Annotated in this window: 18 protein-coding genes; 8 read left to right on the forward strand and 10 right to left on the reverse strand. The window is 60.8% G+C overall.

The genetic code is table 11. The annotated features are described in order from the left end of the window. Positions 1 to 363: 363 nt before the first annotated feature. A complete protein-coding gene (locus tag BM062_RS23385; protein WP_092401676.1) occupies positions 364 to 1,554 on the forward strand; it encodes an acyltransferase family protein in 1,191 nt (396 codons plus the stop codon). 18 nt (positions 1,555 to 1,572) lie between these two features. Here BM062_RS23385 and BM062_RS23390 read toward each other — a convergent pair whose 3' ends face one another. Further along, on the reverse strand, positions 1,573 to 2,115 hold the full coding sequence (locus BM062_RS23390; protein ID WP_092401679.1) for a GNAT family N-acetyltransferase: 543 nt from the start codon (positions 2,113 to 2,115) through the stop codon (positions 1,573 to 1,575). A 10-nt stretch (positions 2,116 to 2,125) separates the two neighbouring features. Next, positions 2,126 to 2,695, reverse strand: a complete 570-nt coding sequence (locus BM062_RS23395) for a helix-turn-helix domain-containing protein (RefSeq protein WP_092401681.1) — start codon at positions 2,693 to 2,695, stop codon at positions 2,126 to 2,128. 222 nt (positions 2,696 to 2,917) lie between these two features. On the opposite strand from BM062_RS23395, the gene BM062_RS23400 reads away from it, so the two are divergent. The 4 genes from BM062_RS23400 to BM062_RS23415 all read left to right on the forward strand — a co-directional run bounded on the left by BM062_RS23400 (position 2,918) and on the right by BM062_RS23415 (position 5,668). Then, entirely contained in the window at positions 2,918 to 4,159 is a 1,242-nt protein-coding gene (locus tag BM062_RS23400) for an RNA polymerase sigma factor (protein ID WP_092401684.1), read from the forward strand. 133 nt (positions 4,160 to 4,292) lie between these two features. Next, positions 4,293 to 4,655, forward strand: a complete 363-nt coding sequence (locus BM062_RS23405) for a YciI family protein (RefSeq protein ID WP_092401687.1) — start codon at positions 4,293 to 4,295, stop codon at positions 4,653 to 4,655. A gap of 30 nt (positions 4,656 to 4,685) precedes the next feature. Beyond that, positions 4,686 to 5,087, forward strand: a complete 402-nt coding sequence (locus BM062_RS23410) for a VOC family protein (RefSeq protein ID WP_092401690.1) — start codon at positions 4,686 to 4,688, stop codon at positions 5,085 to 5,087. A 107-nt stretch (positions 5,088 to 5,194) separates the two neighbouring features. Then, the gene (locus BM062_RS23415; RefSeq protein WP_092401693.1) at positions 5,195 to 5,668 is read left to right on the forward strand and encodes a VOC family protein; all 474 of its coding nucleotides are present in this window, start codon (positions 5,195 to 5,197) and stop codon (positions 5,666 to 5,668) included. A gap of 25 nt (positions 5,669 to 5,693) precedes the next feature. Here BM062_RS23415 and BM062_RS23420 read toward each other — a convergent pair whose 3' ends face one another. Beyond that, positions 5,694 to 7,517 carry a C13 family peptidase gene (locus BM062_RS23420; RefSeq protein WP_092401696.1) on the reverse strand — a complete coding sequence of 608 codons (1,824 nt, stop codon included), beginning with the start codon at positions 7,515 to 7,517 and terminating at the stop codon, positions 5,694 to 5,696. A gap of 244 nt (positions 7,518 to 7,761) precedes the next feature. Between BM062_RS23420 and BM062_RS23425 the strand changes: the two genes are divergently transcribed. After that, complete coding sequence (locus tag BM062_RS23425) at positions 7,762 to 8,481, forward strand: Crp/Fnr family transcriptional regulator (RefSeq protein WP_092401699.1); 720 nt, start codon at positions 7,762 to 7,764, stop codon at positions 8,479 to 8,481. Between the two features lie 210 nt (positions 8,482 to 8,691). Then, the gene (locus tag BM062_RS23430; protein ID WP_175501141.1) at positions 8,692 to 9,384 is read left to right on the forward strand and encodes a Crp/Fnr family transcriptional regulator; all 693 of its coding nucleotides are present in this window, start codon (positions 8,692 to 8,694) and stop codon (positions 9,382 to 9,384) included. Between the two features lie 100 nt (positions 9,385 to 9,484). Here BM062_RS23430 and BM062_RS23435 read toward each other — a convergent pair whose 3' ends face one another. Further along, positions 9,485 to 9,700, reverse strand: coding sequence for a glycine zipper 2TM domain-containing protein (locus BM062_RS23435; RefSeq protein ID WP_092401705.1), 216 nt, complete (start codon positions 9,698 to 9,700; stop codon positions 9,485 to 9,487). 117 nt (positions 9,701 to 9,817) lie between these two features. Further along, entirely contained in the window at positions 9,818 to 10,249 is a 432-nt protein-coding gene (locus BM062_RS23440; RefSeq protein ID WP_092401708.1) for an OsmC family protein, read from the reverse strand. 194 nt (positions 10,250 to 10,443) lie between these two features. Here BM062_RS23440 and BM062_RS23445 point away from each other — a divergent pair, with 194 nt between their 5' ends. Continuing rightward, on the forward strand, positions 10,444 to 11,469 hold the full coding sequence (locus tag BM062_RS23445) for a class I fructose-bisphosphate aldolase (protein ID WP_092401710.1): 1,026 nt from the start codon (positions 10,444 to 10,446) through the stop codon (positions 11,467 to 11,469). Between the two features lie 33 nt (positions 11,470 to 11,502). On the opposite strand, the gene BM062_RS23450 is transcribed toward BM062_RS23445, so the two are convergent. From BM062_RS23450 to BM062_RS25745, 5 genes are all read right to left on the reverse strand, one after another. Then, complete coding sequence (locus BM062_RS23450) at positions 11,503 to 12,723, reverse strand: 6-phosphofructokinase (protein WP_092401713.1); 1,221 nt, start codon at positions 12,721 to 12,723, stop codon at positions 11,503 to 11,505. Between the two features lie 81 nt (positions 12,724 to 12,804). After that, positions 12,805 to 13,911 (reverse strand): substrate-binding domain-containing protein, encoded by a 1,107-nt coding sequence (locus BM062_RS23455; RefSeq protein ID WP_092401716.1) that lies wholly within the window; start codon positions 13,909 to 13,911, stop codon positions 12,805 to 12,807. Positions 13,912 to 14,307: 396 nt separating this feature from the next. Further along, on the reverse strand, positions 14,308 to 16,089 hold the full coding sequence (locus BM062_RS23460) for a type IV pilus assembly ATPase TfpB (protein ID WP_092401719.1): 1,782 nt from the start codon (positions 16,087 to 16,089) through the stop codon (positions 14,308 to 14,310). A gap of 53 nt (positions 16,090 to 16,142) precedes the next feature. Further along, positions 16,143 to 16,979: a spermine/spermidine synthase domain-containing protein gene (locus BM062_RS23465; protein ID WP_092401722.1), complete on the reverse strand. Its 837-nt coding sequence runs from the start codon at positions 16,977 to 16,979 to the stop codon at positions 16,143 to 16,145. A gap of 85 nt (positions 16,980 to 17,064) precedes the next feature. After that, a partial coding sequence (locus tag BM062_RS25745; protein WP_217647644.1) for a hypothetical protein occupies positions 17,065 to 17,371 on the reverse strand: 307 nt, incomplete at its 5' end.

The raw sequence follows: 17,371 nt of genomic DNA on the forward strand, positions 1-17,371 counted from the left end.
TGGGAAGCAGGGAGATTGAAGTCTACCAGCCATCGTCTGGAAAACGATTCGCGCCTGGATGGAAAAGCGTCAAAAAAAACTTGCGTCGAAGAAATCCGTGTTGCATACTTGGTCGCACGTACAGACTTTCGTGCGCATCCAGAATTTGTCCGATGGCAGATACTTGAGTAGATTCATTCGCGGCGTAGTCACTTTGCAGATAGCACTGGATTACGCGAATCTCCTCAAGTATCGGTCATTACCAAAGCTCGCTTCGGCGGGCTTTTTTCATATGGTTTGCGTGGCGGTGGCTGGCGTGGGCCAAGTCCCGTAACAGGGCAGGCCATTTCCAGCCGACTCCGATCAACCTTGCCGCTGCCCCCGATGCTGCCATTCATCCGCCCCTCTACCAGCACGCCGCATCGCAACAACGGCCTGGACACGCTGCGCGCCGCAGCGATCGCGCTGGTGTTCATGTACCACTACATGGCCTTCGTCAGCGGCACGCCGACATTCGGCTGGGCCAGCAGGGTGGGCTGGACCGGCGTCGACCTGTTCTTCGTGCTGAGCGGATACCTCATCAGCAACCAGATCTTTGCCGGCGTCGTCCGCGGACGGCAGCTGTCGCTCAAGCATTTCTACGCCAGGAGATTCCTGCGGACGCTGCCCAATTTCTACGTCGTGCTGGCGCTGTATTTTCTTTTTCCCCTGGCCATGGGTGGCAACGGGCTGCCGCCGCTGTGGCGTTTCCTCACCTTCACGCAGAACCTGTGGCTGCAGCCGGGAACCGCTTTTTCCCATGCCTGGTCGCTGTGCATAGAGGAACAGTTTTATCTGCTGCTGCCGGCCGTCGTCATTGTCGCTGCCCGGTATGGCAAGTCGATCCGGCTCGCGTGGGGCGCCCTGGGCCTGCTGATGCTGGCCGGGATCGCGCTGCGCAGCGTATTGTGGCTGCAGTATGGGCGGGAAGCGGGTGGTGCGGTCGGCGGCTATTACCCGAATATCTATTACTCAAGCTTTTGCCGCTTCGATGAATTCCTGCCTGGCATCGCCGTCGCCCTCCTGAAGAATTTTCACCGGGACCTATGGCAAAAGATCCTGCGCCGGGGCCATCTGTCGCTGCTTGCCGGCGGCCTGGCGGTGGCGCTGCTTTTCTGCCTGATCGTCAATTATTACTATATAGAAGACTACGGCTACGGATTCTTCATGAGCGGGTTCGGCTATTCGCTGGTTGCCGTCGCCTTCGCGCTGCTGGTGGTGGCCGCGCTCAGTCCGTGCAGCTGGCTTTACCGCTGGCGGATACCGGGCGCTGCCCAGCTGGCGGCACGGTCGTATGCGATCTACCTGGTGCACAAGCCGCTCGCCGTGATCGCGCACCGGGCCCTGAAAAGCGCGGAGATCAACTCCGCAGTTGAAGCGGGTTTGATTGCCATTGTCTGCATCGGCGGCGGTTACCTGCTGTACCGGCTGGTCGAAACGCCCTTCATGAAGTTGCGGGACGCGCGTTTTCCCAGCAACTTTGCAGCGGCCGGCGCCGAGCCGCCGCAAACGGAGTCCCCGGCCTATATCAGGTAAACGGCGCAGGTAACCGGCTTAAGCCGCTGCGCCGTTTCCGATCCGCTTGTAGAAGACGGTGGTGGCGCACAAGCGGCCATCCGGCCATAGCGCGTAGTCGGGAATCACCCCCGACACCTGCCATCCCAGCCGCTTGTACAGCTGTTCGGCCGGACTGCCGGTGACCGTATCCAATACCAGCAAGCGTTTGCCGGCGAGCGCCGCGGCATGTTCCGCCGCCGTCACCAGCGCCGCACCCAGGCCGGTCCGGCGCGCCTTGCGGTGGACCAGCAGTTTTGCCACATCGGCCCGATGCGGCTGGTTCTCGGGCTGCTTCAAGACTACCTGCACCGTGCCGACAATTTCACCATCGGGGGCCAGGGCCACCAGCAGCAGGCGTTCGCCGGCGGCGACGCCGGGAGCGACGTCATTCCAGAAATTGTCCGCCCGCGTGCGGGTCAGGGGATGCATGAAGCTGACCGAAGCGCCGCCATCGACGCAATCGACCAGGATCTCGCTCAGGGCGGCGAGCGCAGCCGGATCGAGCGATTCCAGGCGACGGATTTGTATGTGGTCTTGCATGTCCGGCTCCTTACGGGCGCGCGCTGTCCGTGCTGCTGATCACGGCGTAGCGCGCAGGTTTGCGATCAGGGTTGTGATAGGCGACCGGGCGGTCCAGCTGGAACGCCAGGCAGTCGCCGGCTTCGATCGAATATTGCGCATCGCCGACGGTGATATCCATCCTGCCTTCCAGGATCCATATCTGCTGGTAAACAAGCGCCTCGCGCGCCGAGGTTTCGTAAGTGACCCGGGCGCCGGCCGGAAACAGCACTTCCACGATCCGCAGCGGCGATTGCGGATGCGGCGGCGAAACATTGCGGCGCAGGTAGCCCGATTGCGGATCGCGCCATTGCGGCTGGTCGGCGTGGCGGATGAGCGGCGCGGCCTGCGGCTGCGGATCTTCAAACAAGGCGGGCAGCATCACGCCGAGCCCGGTCGCCAGTTTTTCCAGGACCACCGCGGTGGCGTTGCTCTGGCCTCGCTCGATCAGGGAAATCATGGAACGGCTGACGCTGCATTTGGTGGCCAGCGCATCCAGCGACAGGCCGCGCTCCTGGCGCAGGAAACTGACGCGGGCGGCAATGCGGGCATTGATATCCATGACGGGCAGGGTTCTCGGAATCTATAATAATGGAAATATTATCCATTATATTAGACGTGGAAGTCAACGCTGGAATCGAGGGCATAGGCCCTGCAGCATTATCGGTCCCGTTCCAGGGCGAATCGGCAGGGCCGTGATTCAATGTATTATTCTCGTGGTACAGGAAATGGACAGGCTATTAAAAAGCACTGCCAGGGACCACCTCGTTACGATGCCTACACGATGCCAATAAGCGCCACGATAGAAGATATTTACCGCAGCGAATCGCGACGCGTGTTCGCTACCCTGATTCGCCTGCTGGGCGACTTCGACCTGGCCGAAGAAGCCTTGCAGGATGCGTTCAAGGCTGCGATGGAACAATGGCCGCGCGACGGCATCCCCCACAAGCCGGTACCTTGGCTGGTGTCCGCCGGGCGTTTCAAGGCGATCGACGGCATACGGCGCGGCGCCAGGTTCACCGCCTATGACGAGGTGGCGGAGTCGATCGAAGCGATTGCCGACGACAGTCCTGGTCCGGACGACGACCGCGAGCACGTCGAGGACGACCGCCTGCGCCTCGTCTTTACCTGCTGCCATCCCTCGCTGGCGCCGGACGCGCAGATCGCGCTGACCTTGCGCGAAGTGTGCGGCCTGAGCACGGAAGAGATCGCCCATGCTTTCCTGACCCCGGCGCCGACGCTGGCGCAGCGTATCGTGCGCGCCAAGGCGAAGATCCGCGACGCCCGCATCCCTTACCAGGTTCCCGGCCGCGACGAATTGCCGGCGCGCCTGCACACGGTGCTGCGCGTCATCTACCTGGTGTTCAACGAAGGTTATTCCGCCTCCTCGGGCGCGACGCTGACGCGCCATGACCTGTCACAAGAAGCGATCCGCCTGGCCCGGCTCCTGCTGGAACTGCTGCCGGAACCGGAGGTGATGAGCTTGCTGGCGTTGATGCTGCTGCATGAATCGCGCCGCATCGCACGCAGCACCGCGGACGGCGACCTGATCCCGCTGGACGAGCAAGACCGCAGCTTGTGGAACGCAGAACATATTGCCGAAGGATCGGCGCTGGTGGAGCGCGCCCTGTCGGCCGGGAGTTTCGGCGCCTATGCGCTGCAGGCAGCGATTTCCGCGGTCCATGCCCATGCCCGCCATGCCGATGCGACTGACTGGGGGCAGATAGTTGGCCTGTATGACGCCTTGCTGCGCCTGGAGCCGACGCCGGTGGTCGAATTGAACCGTGCGGTGGCGGTCGCCATGCACCAGGGGCCGGATGCGGGACTGGTACTGGTCAACAACCTGATTGCCGGCGGCCAGTTGCAAAATTATCATCTGGCGCACGCGGCGCAAGCCGACCTGCACCGCCGCCTTGGCCACGTTGCGGAAGCGCAGGCCGCCTACGGGCGGGCGCTGGCGCTGACCCAGCAAGAGCCGGAGCGGCGCTTCCTGAACCGGCGGCTGGCTGGCCTGGCCGAACAATAAAAATATCTGGAGTACTGTCGATTCCGCTGCCCGCGGTTCGACTATCTAGTGCAGGTGCATATAAACCGACGCCGGCGGGGCCCTGCGCCACCGGCTGTCGCCGACCGTTCCTTGTCATTTACTGGAGACCATCATGAACTATCTGTGCCTTGTCTACCTTGCCCAGGACAAGCTGCATGCCTGTCCGGACAGCACCTGTTTCGCCTTCGCCGAGGAACTGCGCGGCAGCGGTCATTTTGTCGCCGGACAAGCGCTGCAGCCGATCGATACGGCTACTACCGTCCGGGTGCGCAACGGCCAGATGTCCTTGACCGACGGCCCGTTTGCCGAAACCAAGGAGCAGCTGGCGGGTTTCTACATGATCGAAGCCAAGGACCTCAACGAGGCGATCCACTGGGCCTCGAAAATCCCCCCTGCACGTTACGGCAGCATCGAGGTGCGCCCGGTGCGCGAACTCGATGTCAGCGATATCGCCGCGACGCAAGCAGCTGTCTGAAACCGATAAAACCATTCAAAAGGAACGATCATGCACAAGCAGATCTACATCAACCTGCCGGTCAAGGATTTGCCGAAATCAAAGGATTTCTTCAAAAGCCTCGGTTATGAGTTCAACCCGAAATTCACCAACGACCAGGGGGCCTGCATGATCCTTGGCGAGAACCTGTATGCCATGCTGCTCACTGAGGATTTTTTCCAGGGTTTTGCGAAACAGCCGGTGTGCGACGCCACCAAGCAGAGCGAGGTGCTGCTTTGTGTTTCATGCGACAGCCGCGCCCAGGTCGACCAGCTGGTAGCCGCCGGCCGCGCTGCCGGGGGGCGCACCACGGAAGAACCGCAAGACTACGGCTTCATGTACAGCCACGGTTTCCGCGACCTGGACGGCCACGCTTGGGAATTCGCGTATATGGTGCCGGCAGCCGGCGAGTAGCTTGCGGACAGGAGTCGCTATCTTTGGGCAGAAGCGGTTCTCCACGTTTCCTTTCGTATTTTCTTCCGCATTTTCTTCCGCATTTTCTTCACTTAGGAGCAGCAAAAATGCAGAAAATTTCTCCATTCCTGTGGTTCGACGGCAAGGCCGAAGAGGCGATGAATTTCTATACGTCGGTTTTCAAGGATGCAAAAATCGGCAACGTGTCGCGCTACGGCGATGCCGGGCCGGGTCCCAAGGGAGCGGTGATGTCGGCCACGTTCCAGCTGCATGGCCAGGATTTCATCGCCCTGAACGGCGGGCCCCAGTTCAGCTTCACGCCGGCGATTTCGTTTTTCGTGAATTGCGAAAACCAGGAAGAGGTCGATGAACTCTGGGCCAGGTTTTCCGAAGGCGGCGAGCCGCAGGGCTGCGGCTGGATCAAGGACAAGTTCGGCCTGTCGTGGCAAATCATCCCGAAGGTCCTGGGCGAGCTGCTGCAAGACAAGGATCCCCAGAAAGCCCAACGGGTCATGCAGGCGATGATGAAGATGGTCAAGATCGACATCAAGCTCTTGCAGCAGGCTTACGCACAGCAATAGGAAAGCGGCGTGCCGCCGCCCTGCGTCAGCGGGGCGGCGCGGCTATCGGAGCCTGCTTGGCATTGCCCGCCGGCGCAACGGTTTTCAGCTGCGCCTGCCATGTCTTCAGGTACTGGTCGATCGCGGCGGTGTGATATATCTGCGGTTCCGAATGCATTACGCCGCCGCCTTTGCCTGCGCTCTTGATGTCGTCGTTTTCCCAGGTGGCGACCAGGGCCTTGGCTTTGTCGAAGGCCGCGCTGAAGGACGCGCTGCCGGGCAGGGACTTCTGGAAGAACGCCCGGCCGAAGTAGGTGAAGTCATTGTCGTCGGCGCAGCCGAAAGAAGTGCGGTCAGGGCGAGCGGCGGCAATCACCATCGTGCGCTCGTCTTTTAATGGGGGGATGAAACCGCCCGCATAGCAGGCCGACACTACCACCACCTTCCAGCGTATGCCGGACTCCGCCAGCATTTTCCCCAGTTCCGCCGCCTTGAGATAGCGCAGCTCCAGGCCGTTCTGGGACAGCATCAGTTCATGGTCGCGCGAACCGTGGCTGGTCAGGTACAGGAACAGGATGTCGTTCTGCTTGTCCATTTTAGCGGCGATGGCGTTCAGGCTTTCGCGGATGCTGGTGACTGTCGCCATCGGCTCCTTGGTAATCGTGTTGCGGCTGTTGACCAGCACCACCGAGCGTCCCTGGGTGCCGAAATCGCGGTCGAACTGCTTACGCACAAAATCCGTTTCGCGGTGAAATACTTCCTGCGAACCGTCGCCGGCGACAGCCAGCAGGTACATGTTGACCTTGCCCGGCTCACGCGGCGCGACCGCCGCCAGGGTCTTGTCGAGCAGGGCGCGCTGCTGGTACAGCGCGGTTTCCAGGTTCAGCTTGGCTTGCGCTTCAGCCGTAGCATCTTCCAGGACGCCTTCGCTCCAGATGCCGCTGTCCTTGGTGCGGCCGTCTTTTTGCGGAGAAGCATAAGTCAGCGTGCCTTCGCCTTCATAGAAACCATACGAGAAATTTCCTGTATACCGGTCGCCTTTGGCATTCCGGAAAATCCCTTGCCCGTGGTATTTCCAGTTCTTGAATCCGCCCTGGTAGCTGCTGCCGTCCTTGCCGGCATAGCGTCCTTGCCCGACCAGGCGGCCATCGGCAAACATGCCTTCGTAGACGTTGCCGCGGATATCGGTCAGCCGGCCGCCGCCGTGCGGCAGCCATTTCTTGAAGGCGCCTGCATAACGCGAGCCGTCCTGCCTCTGGTAGATCCCATATCCGGCGAATTCTCCCTTGTCGAATTCGCCCTCGTAGAATTCTTCACCCTTTACCTCATACCGTCCCTTGCCCTGGAATTGGCCGTCGGCGAATTCACCTTTGTAGGTTCGCCCGTTGGTGTACTTGATTTCCCCTTTGCCGGCATAGGTTCCGTGCTTGAACTGCCCGGTATACTCGCCGTCCTTGGCCGTCAGCTTGCCGAAGCCGTCGAATTCGTTGTTGGCGAAATGTCCGGCGTACACCGAACCGCTGGGGTCGACCGCGCGGCCCTGGCCGGACCGCATGCCATCCTTGAACTCGCCTTCGTACAGGTAGCCGGGATCTATACGGTATTTTCCTTTTCCTGAAAATAGTCCTTTTTCAAAGCCGCCCTCGTAAACAGCGCCATTCGCCCATTCCATTTTTCCCTGGCCCTGCAGCTTGCCGTCTGCCAGCTGGCCATAATATTTGCCGCCGTCGGGAGTAATGGCGTCCGGGGCGGATGGTGCGGCTGCAACGCCGGCGGCCAGGAAGCCTGAAAAAAACACGCATATCGCAGCCGTGCTTGCTGCAGTCAGCATTCGGTTGCGATGGCCAATGATGACTTTGTTGTTATGCATATATTTCCCTGTTCCCGATGATTTTCAGACGCTGCAAGTTGCGGCATGGAAATTTACCACGAGATATTGTCTTTTTGCATAAAAATCCCGGCACTGCCGCAATCAGCAATGTTTTAGGCATCAGCGGCGCGCCGGCTTTGTGCACTAGCGTACACACCCGTCGGCCAGGCGACTATACTCAAAATTCCGGCAGCAGCGTTTCCGGCAGCATTTCCAGAGGTTAAATCCGCTTTGGAGTTTCATTATGGACAAGTCTCCAGACCCCAGAAAGAATCACCTGCTGGCCGCGCTTCCCGACGCAGAATGGCAACGCTGGCTGCCGCAGCTGGAACCGGTCGAGATGCCGCTCGGCCAGGTATTGTATGAATCGGGCAGTACGCTGAGTTATGTCTATTTCCCGACGACTTCCATCGTTTCGCTGCTGTACCTGCTGGAAAACGGCGCCTCGGCCGAGATCGCGGTGGTCGGGAACGAGGGCATTGTCGGCGTTTCCTTGTTCATGGGTGGTGAATCCACGCCCAGCAGGGCGGTGGTGCAAAGCGCCGGCCACGGTTTTCGGTTAAGGGCGCGCTCGATGATAGACGAGTTCAACCGCGCCGGTCCGGTATTGCACCTGCTGCTGCGCTATACCCAGGCGCTGATCACCCAGATGTCGCAGACGGCGGTATGCAACCGGCACCATACGCTCGACCAGCAGCTGTGCCGCTGGCTGCTGCTGAGCCTGGACCGGCTGCAAGGCAACGACCTGGTGATGACGCAGGAACTGATCGCCAACATGCTTGGCGTACGCCGGGAAGGCGTCACCGAAGCTGCCGGCAGCCTGCAGGCTGCCGGGCTGATCCGCTACGTGCGTGGCCACATCACGGTGCTGGACCGGCCGGGGCTGGAGAAACGTACTTGTGAATGTTATGCGGTGGTCAAGAAAGAATGCGACCGCTTGCTGCCTGACAAACTGGCGATCTGACATAGCATCGGCCGCAGCGCTGCCGCAGTTGCGCCTGCCTATTGCAGGGATGGCGCGTCGATTCAATCTCCGTTATGTGCGCTAGCAGACGGTCAGCCGCGGCTGCCTGCGGCACACTGCCAGTACTACCCCGACATCGTATTCGCCAATAACACGATCTTCATCTCGGCTCGTCAAGCTGATGGGCCGGCAATATACCGGAGAACCAGTTTGGGCACCGTCGAGAATCATCTGATCGAGCTGCTTCCGCGCAAGGATCGCCTGCATTTGCTGGGCGTCAGCGAACCGGTGGAGCTGGAGCTGGGCGAAGTGCTGTGCGAGCCCGGCCACGCTATCCGCCATGTGTATTTTCCTGTCGAAGCGTCGATTTCCCTGATTGCGCACATTGCGGGCAGTCCTGGGGTCGAGGTCGGCATGGTGGGGCGGGAAGGCATGCTGGGCGCGCAGATAGCGCTGGGCGTGGCGACCGCGCCGGTGCACGCCGTGGTGCAAAGCCCGGGGGCTGCGCGGCGTATCGGCGCCAATGATTTCCGCAGCGAACTGGCGCATAGTCCGGCTTTGCTGAAAGGCATGCATCAATACCTGTATGTCCGCATGGCGCAGATGGCCACTTCGGCCGCCTGCCTGCGTTTTCATCTGATCGGTCCGCGCCTGGCACGCTGGCTCCTGATGAGCCAGGACCGGGCCCATTCCGACAGTTTCCGGGTCACCCACGAATTCCTGGCCGCCATGCTCGGGGTGCGCCGCGAGGGCATCACCGCAGCGGCCAGCGCCTTGCAGCGCAGCGGGCTGATCGAATACCGGCGCGGCAACCTCAAGGTAATCGACAGGCTTGGACTGGAGGCGGCGGCATGCGGCTGTTATGCCGTTGAGCGGCAGGTTTATGCAGCGTTGCTGTGTTGAGGGCCTGAGGGCCAATAGCTATGACCCAAGCCGCGGCATGCCATTTTCATGGCAAGACGCAGGCAAGCCCGCTGCCAGCAAGCGTGCCGGGCCTGGCCGGTTATTTCCCGATTTCGTGACCGATCACGCCGCCGACTGCGGCGCCGCCAACCGTACCAAGGGCGCTGCCGTTGGTTAATACCGCACCGCCCACAGCGCCTACGCCTGCGCCGATTGCCGTGTTCTGTCCGCGACGCGACATGCCGTCGCATGCGCCCAGGCCAAGCAACATGACAACAGTGATTGCCGTGGCAGTAAGTTTTTGCATGGTTTTCATAGGAATACCTCTTTATCGATACGCGGTCGCAGGGAAATGCCCTGGCCTTGGAGTCAACAGTAGCGCTAAAACCGGCCATGGTCGGTGCGCTGGCGCACCTAAGCCGGGATTCTGGATTCAGGCTTCCAGTCTTGCATCCAGGGTAATCTTGGCGTTCAGCAGTTTTGAAACCGGGCAACCCGCCTTGGCCTTGTTCGCCGCTGCCTCGAAGCTTGCTTGGGTCGCCCCGGGAATCCGGGCGCTCAGGTCCAGGTGAACCGCGGTAATCGAGAAGCCGCCGTCGATTTTCTCCAGCGTCACCGCTGCGCTGGTCTTGATGCTTTCCGCTGTCATGCCGGCTTCACCCAGCTGCGCCGCCAGGGCCATGCTGAAACAGCCGGCGTGCGCCGCTCCGATCAATTCTTCCGGATTGGTGCCGGGACCGTCTTCGAAGCGGGTAGTGAAGCCATATTGCGCATCGGCCAGCACGCCGCTTTGCGTCGAGATACTGCCTTTGCCATCCTTGAGGCCGCCGGTCCAGGCAGCTGATGCTGTACGTTTCATAGCCATGTCTCCTTGGTGAAAAAAGGTCGTCCATTGAATGCCTTTGGCTACAGTCTCATGCCGTACCGGGAAACGTCAGTTCGATAGCCAACATAGCCATCCCGGAACCTGGCGCCGGCGGTTGCCATGCCGCTGCATTCGTGGCAGCATGGTCGCGAAGACTTTTTGCAGTCTGCAGTCATCACTGGGAGTAACCAGCAATGAATATCGACGAGCTGAAGTCGGTGGCTAGCGCCATCGTGACAGGGCAGAAAGGCATCTTGGCGGCGGACGAAAGCGGGCCGACCATCAAGAAACGGTTTGACGCCATCAAACTGGAATGCAGCGAGGAAAGCCGTCGCCGCTATCGTGAAATCCTGTTTACCACCGAGGGTGTCGAGCCCTATCTTGGCGGGGTCATCCTGTACGATGAAACGCTGCGCCAGAGCGGCGCCGACGGCACCCCGTTTGCCGAATTGCTGGCGCGCCGCGGCATCCTCCCCGGCATCAAGGTCGATAGCGGCGCCAAGCTGCTGGCCTTGCATGCCGGCGAGAAAATCACCGAAGGACTGGACGGCTTGCGCGAGCGCCTGCAGGAATACCAGCAGCTGGGAGCGAAGTTCGCCAAGTGGCGCGGCGTGATCGAGATCAGCGAGCAGGGCATTCCGACGCTCTCCGCGATACAGGCAAACGCCCACGCCCTGGCGCGTTATGCCGCACTGTGCCAGGAGGCCGGTATCGTGCCGATCGTCGAACCGGAAGTGCTGATGGATGGCTCGCACGATATCGCGCGTTGCGAGGCAGTGACTTCGCAGGTGCTGGAAATCGTGTTTGCCGAACTGGATAACCAGCGCGTTGTGTTCGAGGGCATGCTGCTCAAGCCGAACATGGTGATCGCCGGCATGAAATGCCCGCAGCAGGCCGGTGTGCAGCAGGTTGCCGAAGCCACCATGCGCTGCCTGGAGCGTCATGTGCCGCCGGCGGTGTCAGGCATCGTGTTCCTGTCAGGCGGCCAGAGTGCGCAAGACGCGACCGCGCACTTGAACGCCATGAACCAGCTTGGCGCGCATCCGTGGCCGGTCAGTTTCTCTTATGGACGAGCATTGCAGGCGCCGGTGCTGACAACCTGGAAGGGCCAGGAACAGAACGTGGCCGAAGCGCAAAAAACCTTCTTGCGCCGCTGCCGGCTGAACGGCCTGGCGCACCTCGGCCAGTACGACAGTTCGATGGAGAATGCACCCGCATGAGACGCCGCATCCCGCGCCTTGGCAAGGTGCGGGTCAGCCAGTCCTGTTCCGTATTTTTGCGACGGCCGGCGAACGCAGGCGGAAGCCGTCCGGCATGCCTGAGCCTAGCAGCGGCTGCAGGTACAGCCGGAAGGCGTCGGTGACATCGGTGCCGCTGGCGGCGATCAATTCATCCTCCATCACGCGCGTCTTGCCTGCCACCACATCCAGGTCCAGCAATTCATAGTTGACCGCATAAGCGCCGCTGCGCTTGATGGCGACGGTGCCGTTGCGGTTTTCATGAAGCGCGAACTGCAGCGCTTTTTCGCCGACCTCGCGCGCTTCGCGCTGGTCCACATCCGAGACGCAACCCATGAACGAGCGCTGCAGGTAGCCGAAGGTATCGCCGCGCACGCGCTTGATGTTCAGTTTCGACTTGATCTCTTCGCACAGCAGGTCAGCCAGCGCGCCGTTGCCGGACAACTGCACATTGCCATGGGCGTCGCGCTCGACCGTCTTCGCCAGCAGGCTGGCGATAGGCGTGCCGGATGCGTCGTGTATGCCTTCGGAAACGGCAATCACGCAGCGGCCGTGGCGCTGGTAGGCTTGCTTGACGTCGGCCAGGAAATTCTCCAGTACAAACACCCGTTCCGGCAGGTAGATCAGATGCGGCCCGTCATCGGCAAACTTCCTGCCCAGCGCCGCCGCCGCCGTCAGGAAGCCGGCGTGCCGGCCCATCACCACGCCGACATAGACGCCGGGCAGGGCGGCGTTATCCAGGTTGGCGCCGGCAAACGCCTGCGCCACGAAGCGCGCGGCCGATGGAAAGCCTGGCGTGTGATCGTTGCTGACCAGGTCGTTGTCTATGGTTTTCGGAATGTGGATGCAGCGCAGGGGAAAGGCCAGCTTTTCCGCTTCCAGGCTGAGGATGCGCAGGGTGTCGGATGAATCGTTGCCGCCGATGTAGAAGAAGTGGTTGATCTGGTGCGCCTGCAGCACCTGGATGATTTCCTGGCAATACTTGAGATCGGGTTTGTCGCGCGTCGAACCTAGCGCGGAAGAGGGGGTGTTGGCCACCAGCGCCAGGTTGGCGCTGGTTTCCTGGCCCAGGTCCAGGAAGTCTTCGTTGACGATGCCGCGCACGCCGTTGCGGGCGCCGTACACCAGGTCGACATTGGACACCCCGCGTGCCGCCAGCACTACTCCCACCAAAGACTGGTTGATGACGGCGGTCGGGCCGCCGCCTTGCGCGATAAGGATTCTTCGGGAATGCATGGGATTCCTCCTAGAGCCATAGTTGAATGGAGCTGCCTGGTAACGATTCTACCTCCATCGCGCAAGCGCCGGCCAACCGCGTTATTTCCCCCAGATTTTCTTGTACTCGCTACGGTAGCCGTTATTCGGTTCGAAGGTGTTTTGCTGGCCGCCGTGGAACGCAATGTTCTGCTCCGTCACCAGGTAAGTCGGGGTGGCGTAGGAACTGGCTTTTTCGCCGGAAAACGAGCGGTTCAGCTCATCGACGATTTGCCACCCCTGCTGGCTGAACGGTTCCGGCACCGTGGCGAGCTGCACCGTCTTGCTGCGGATGCGCTGGTAGGCCGATTCGGAACCTTCGCCGGCGGACAGCGCCTCGATCTTGTTGCTGGCGATGACTGCGGCCGCGGCCGGCGTCGCCAGCAGGTCAAGGTAGTTGTCGTTGACGCCGATGATGTGCGTCCACTTCTTGCCGAAGCGCTGCGCCAGCGCCGTCAGGATGGCCGGCATCTTGTCGGCGCTGGTGGTGGCCGGCAATGCCTCCACGCTGAGCAGGCTGCAGCTGCGGCACTGCTTGATCACCGACGCCACTTCATTCGACTTCGACTGCGCGTACAGGCTGTTCGGATCGGTAAAGACGACCACCCCGGCCTTGCCGTTGGAGTTGACCACGCCGAGCAAGGCCGCAATCGTTGCTTCCTCTTTAGGATCGGCGGTGACATTGGTAAACAAGCCGTCGCTCGGGCCTATCCTGGTGGATGCATGCCAGCCGACTACCGGCACGCTCTGGGTGTTGGCGGCATTCATTTCCTTGGGCTGTTCGTTGGCGTCGATGCCAGCCAGGACGATGCCGTTCGGCTTCAGCGCCAGCGCCCGGCTGAAGGCTTCCGCGTGCTTGTTGTTGACGCCCCAGCAATCGATCACGAACACGTCCCAGCCGGCTACCGCCGCCGCTTCCTTGACGCCGTTGGCGACGCGCAGGACGCTGTTGTTCTTCAGGTTTGACGCGATCACCACAATCGATTTTTTCTGGGCTGCGATTTTGGGTCCGCTGGTGGGACCGTCCCAAGTGGTTTTGAAGGCCATCGCCTTGGCGATCCTGGCATTGGCGCGGTTCAGGAACAAGGTCGGATCTTCCTGTGCGAACGCGGAACTGACGAGGCCGAAGACAAGTGCTACCGTTACGAAATTAAAGTGTGTCAATTTCATTATTTTTATCCGGATTTGACTGCGTATGGTCGGAGCGGATTTCCCGCCTGTCTTTTTTATTGCAAACTAATCGTTGCAGACTACTCCCTGTATTGCAAAATGCACACATCTCCCTGAGCCAGTGCTGACGCCGCTTTCAAGCAAAATGACAAGCTCGGAAGACGGTGCTGGCAATAGCGTGCCTTAGCTTACGCAAAGGTTAAATCATTGTCTATTGGAAATCAGTTCCAGGATCGGCAAGAGCGTTTTTTTGTGTTGGAATATTTGTTGTTTTAATAATTTTTGCACTGTCGCAGCGGGAACTTGTACCAGGGGAAGGTAAACGGACAAAAGGGCTGCCCGTCATCCAGACGGGCAGCCCTTTATGGTTTGCAGCGATGACGGCAGATTGCCGCTTCAGGTCAGCGCCGAGGTGACTTTCAAGACTTCTTCCACCGTGGTGACGCCTTCCAGGACTTTCAGCGCGCCCGCCAGGCGCAGGGGTTTCATGCCATCGCTGATGCTCTGCTGCTTCAGCGCATGGATGTCGGTTTCGGTCTGGATCAGTTTGGAGAACGGCTGGGTCACGGTCAGCAGCTCGTACAGGCCGGTGCGTCCGCGGTAGCCGGTCTGGCGGCATTCCGGGCAGCCGACCGGATGGTAGACGTTGGCCGGCTTGGGCACGTTCCAGTTTTCCACCAGCGTGGCCCAGACGTCGTCGGCGACCTGGCCGTCGGGGCTCTTGCAATGGGTGCAGAGCGTGCGCACCAGGCGCTGCGCCATGATGCCGATCAAGGTGGTTTCCAGCAGGTAGTAGGGCACGCCCAGTTCCAGCAGGCGCATCACGGCCGACGGCGCGTCGTTGGTATGCAGGGTCGACAGCACCAGGTGGCCGGTGAGGGCGGCCTGGATCGCCATTTCGGCGGTTTCCAGGTCACGGATTTCGCCCACCATGATGATGTCCGGATCCTGCCGCATCAGGGCCCGCACGCCGTCGGCGAAAGTCAGGTCGATGCCATGGTTGACCTGCATCTGGTTGAACGAAGCTTCCACCATTTCGATCGGGTCTTCCACCGAACAGACATTCACCTCGGAAGTGGCGAGCGCCTTGAGCGTGGTGTACAGCGTCGTGGTCTTGCCGGAGCCGGTGGGGCCGGTCACCAGGATGATGCCGTGCGGGCGCTTGGTCAGCGCATCCCAGCGCAAGGCGTCGTCGACCGGAAAACCCAGTTCCGGCAAGGTCTTGACCACCACCTCCGGATCGAAAATCCGCATCACCAGTTTCTCGCCGAAGGCAGTCGGCAGGGTAGACAGACGCAGCTCGATTTCCTGGCCGCCGGCGGTGCGGGTCTTGATGCGGCCGTCCTGCGGCCGGCGCTTTTCGATCACGTCCATCCGTCCCAGCAGCTTGATGCGCGCGGTCATGGCGATCATGACTACCGCCGGCACCTGGTACACCTGGTGCAAGACGCCGTCGATGCGGAAGCGGATGGCGCTGAAGTCGCGCTTGGGTTCCATGTGGATGTCGGAAGCGCGCTGCTCAAACGCGTACTGCCACAGCCAGTCGACGATGTTGACGATGTGCTGGTCGTTGGCGTCGACCTGCTTGTTCGACTTGCCGAGCTCCACCAGCTGCTCGAAGTTGTTGCGCAGCGCCAGTTCCTGGCCGCCTGATTTATGGGCGCTCTTGATCGATTTCGCCAGCGTGAAGAACTGCGTGATGTATTGCGTGATATCGAGCGGATTGGCGATCACCAGGCGGATATTGCGGCGCGAAATCTTGGCGATTTCCGCTTGCCATTCGGTGCGGAACGGCTCGGCGGTGGCGATCACCAGGTCGGTCAGGCTCAGTTCGACCGGCAGGATATTGAAGCGGGTGGCGTAGCTGGCGGACATGACATCGGCCACCTTGGCGAAATCGATCTTGAGCGGATCGATCCGGTAGAACGGCATCTGCACCTGGCGCGCCAGCCACTCGGTCAGCCATTCGAGGGTGATGGCGCGATGCGGCGGCAGCGCCGACTGGCGCTTGCACTGGGCCACCGCGTTGAGCGGATGGATCGCGATCGGAGCGTTGCGGAAAATGCCTTGCGCCTGGGTATAGAAGGCTTTGACGTCGTTCTTGTCGACCGTGCCGTCGTTCAGCAGCCAGGTGAAGATCTGCTGCAGGTCTAGTATTTTGGGTGGTGCAGTGTTCATTGCGATGGAAGTATCGATTGGTTGAGCAGCATGGGTTGGTCCAGCCTAGCCTGTTACTGCGGCGAATGCCAGGCTTTCAAGCCGTTGACCCAGGATTTGGCAGGCAGCTTGGTGGCTGCGGTAATTTCGGCGGCGCGTTCATACAAGGCGCTGAAATCTACCGGCGGGGTTTTCTTGAAAGCGATGGCGATGACATTGCCTTCATGGACTTCAGGCAGGCACCAGACATCGTCGAAAGCGAACATCATGGCTTTCAGGTTCTTGGCATAGCTGGGGTGGTCGCCGAACAGGTTGACGGTCATGATGCCGTCGTCCTTCAGGCAAGCCGCGCAAGCGCTGTAGAACTCGGGCGTGTCGAGCACCGGGCCGCGCGCGGTGGCGTCGTACAGGTCGACCTGCAGGGCGTCGATGCTGCCGTGGTTGAGCGGGTCCATGACAAAATCCATGGCGTCCATCTCGAGCACCGACAGCCGCTCATCGTCGGGCGGCAGCTTGAACATGGAGGCGCAGATCGCCAGCACAGACGGGTTCAGCTCAATCGCGGTGACGCGCGCGGCGGGGAACTGGCGGTAGCTGAACTTGGTCAGCGCCGCGGTGCCCAGGCCCAGCTGCACGATGTGCTGCGGCTCCGGGTTGAACAGCATCCAGGCCATCATTTGCTGGGCGTACTCGAGCTCCGGCCAGTCCGGCTTGCGCAGCCGCATCGCGCCTTGCACCCACTCGGTGCCGAAATGCAGGAAGCGCACGCCGTCCTGCTCGGACAGCGTAACCGGCGCAAACTTGGGTTTGCGCGGCGGTTTTGGCGTGTCTTTTTTTGCAACTTCGGAACGTTTGCGCGGGCCATCCATGCGGTTGGCGTCGGCTTCTATGGATTTGCGTTTGATCAGCATTAGATAAATAAATAGCGTCAGGTAAAAATGTAGGGCAATGATACCGTGCCCCGGCGGCAACTAGCGCTAAATATTGTCTGGCTATTTAAGCGCGGCGGGCATACATGGAATTGAGCCGTTTATCGTCGCCGCGATACACGGCGCGGTAGCGCAGGTAGCCTTGCCCCTCAACATGCTTGCGCCAACCCTCGCCACCCAGTTTTTCGATGAATCCGGCATAGGAATCATGCACCATGTCGTCGTAAAAGCCCCCAACCGTGGGAGATACTTTTATCTTCTGGATCGAGCGATAGATCTCTACGACATTCTCGCTGTAACGATCTCGCCCAAACCGATCCTCTGTATCCCTGCGCCATAGCCGCGTCATCATGTCGATCTGGTCGGCGAATACC

It is taken from the genome of Collimonas sp. OK412, from assembly GCF_900112135.1.
Taxonomy (GTDB): Bacteria; Pseudomonadota; Gammaproteobacteria; order Burkholderiales; family Burkholderiaceae_D; genus Collimonas; species Collimonas rhizosphaerae.

Coding starts and splice junctions, on each gene's coding strand:
- BM062_RS23385 (WP_092401676.1), top strand. CDS start 364: ATGCTGCCATTCATCCGCCCCTCTACCAGCACGCCGCATCGCAACAAC.
- BM062_RS23390 (WP_092401679.1), bottom strand. CDS start 2,115: ATGCAAGACCACATACAAATCCGTCGCCTGGAATCGCTCGATCCGGCT.
- BM062_RS23395 (WP_092401681.1), bottom strand. CDS start 2,695: ATGGATATCAATGCCCGCATTGCCGCCCGCGTCAGTTTCCTGCGCCAG.
- BM062_RS23400 (WP_092401684.1), top strand. CDS start 2,918: ATGCCAATAAGCGCCACGATAGAAGATATTTACCGCAGCGAATCGCGA.
- BM062_RS23405 (WP_092401687.1), top strand. CDS start 4,293: ATGAACTATCTGTGCCTTGTCTACCTTGCCCAGGACAAGCTGCATGCC.
- BM062_RS23410 (WP_092401690.1), top strand. CDS start 4,686: ATGCACAAGCAGATCTACATCAACCTGCCGGTCAAGGATTTGCCGAAA.
- BM062_RS23415 (WP_092401693.1), top strand. CDS start 5,195: ATGCAGAAAATTTCTCCATTCCTGTGGTTCGACGGCAAGGCCGAAGAG.
- BM062_RS23420 (WP_092401696.1), bottom strand. CDS start 7,517: ATGCATAACAACAAAGTCATCATTGGCCATCGCAACCGAATGCTGACT.
- BM062_RS23425 (WP_092401699.1), top strand. CDS start 7,762: ATGGACAAGTCTCCAGACCCCAGAAAGAATCACCTGCTGGCCGCGCTT.
- BM062_RS23435 (WP_092401705.1), bottom strand. CDS start 9,700: ATGAAAACCATGCAAAAACTTACTGCCACGGCAATCACTGTTGTCATG.
- BM062_RS23440 (WP_092401708.1), bottom strand. CDS start 10,249: ATGGCTATGAAACGTACAGCATCAGCTGCCTGGACCGGCGGCCTCAAG.
- BM062_RS23445 (WP_092401710.1), top strand. CDS start 10,444: ATGAATATCGACGAGCTGAAGTCGGTGGCTAGCGCCATCGTGACAGGG.
- BM062_RS23450 (WP_092401713.1), bottom strand. CDS start 12,723: ATGCATTCCCGAAGAATCCTTATCGCGCAAGGCGGCGGCCCGACCGCC.
- BM062_RS23455 (WP_092401716.1), bottom strand. CDS start 13,911: ATGAAATTGACACACTTTAATTTCGTAACGGTAGCACTTGTCTTCGGC.
- BM062_RS23460 (WP_092401719.1), bottom strand. CDS start 16,089: ATGAACACTGCACCACCCAAAATACTAGACCTGCAGCAGATCTTCACC.
- BM062_RS23465 (WP_092401722.1), bottom strand. CDS start 16,979: ATGCTGATCAAACGCAAATCCATAGAAGCCGACGCCAACCGCATGGAT.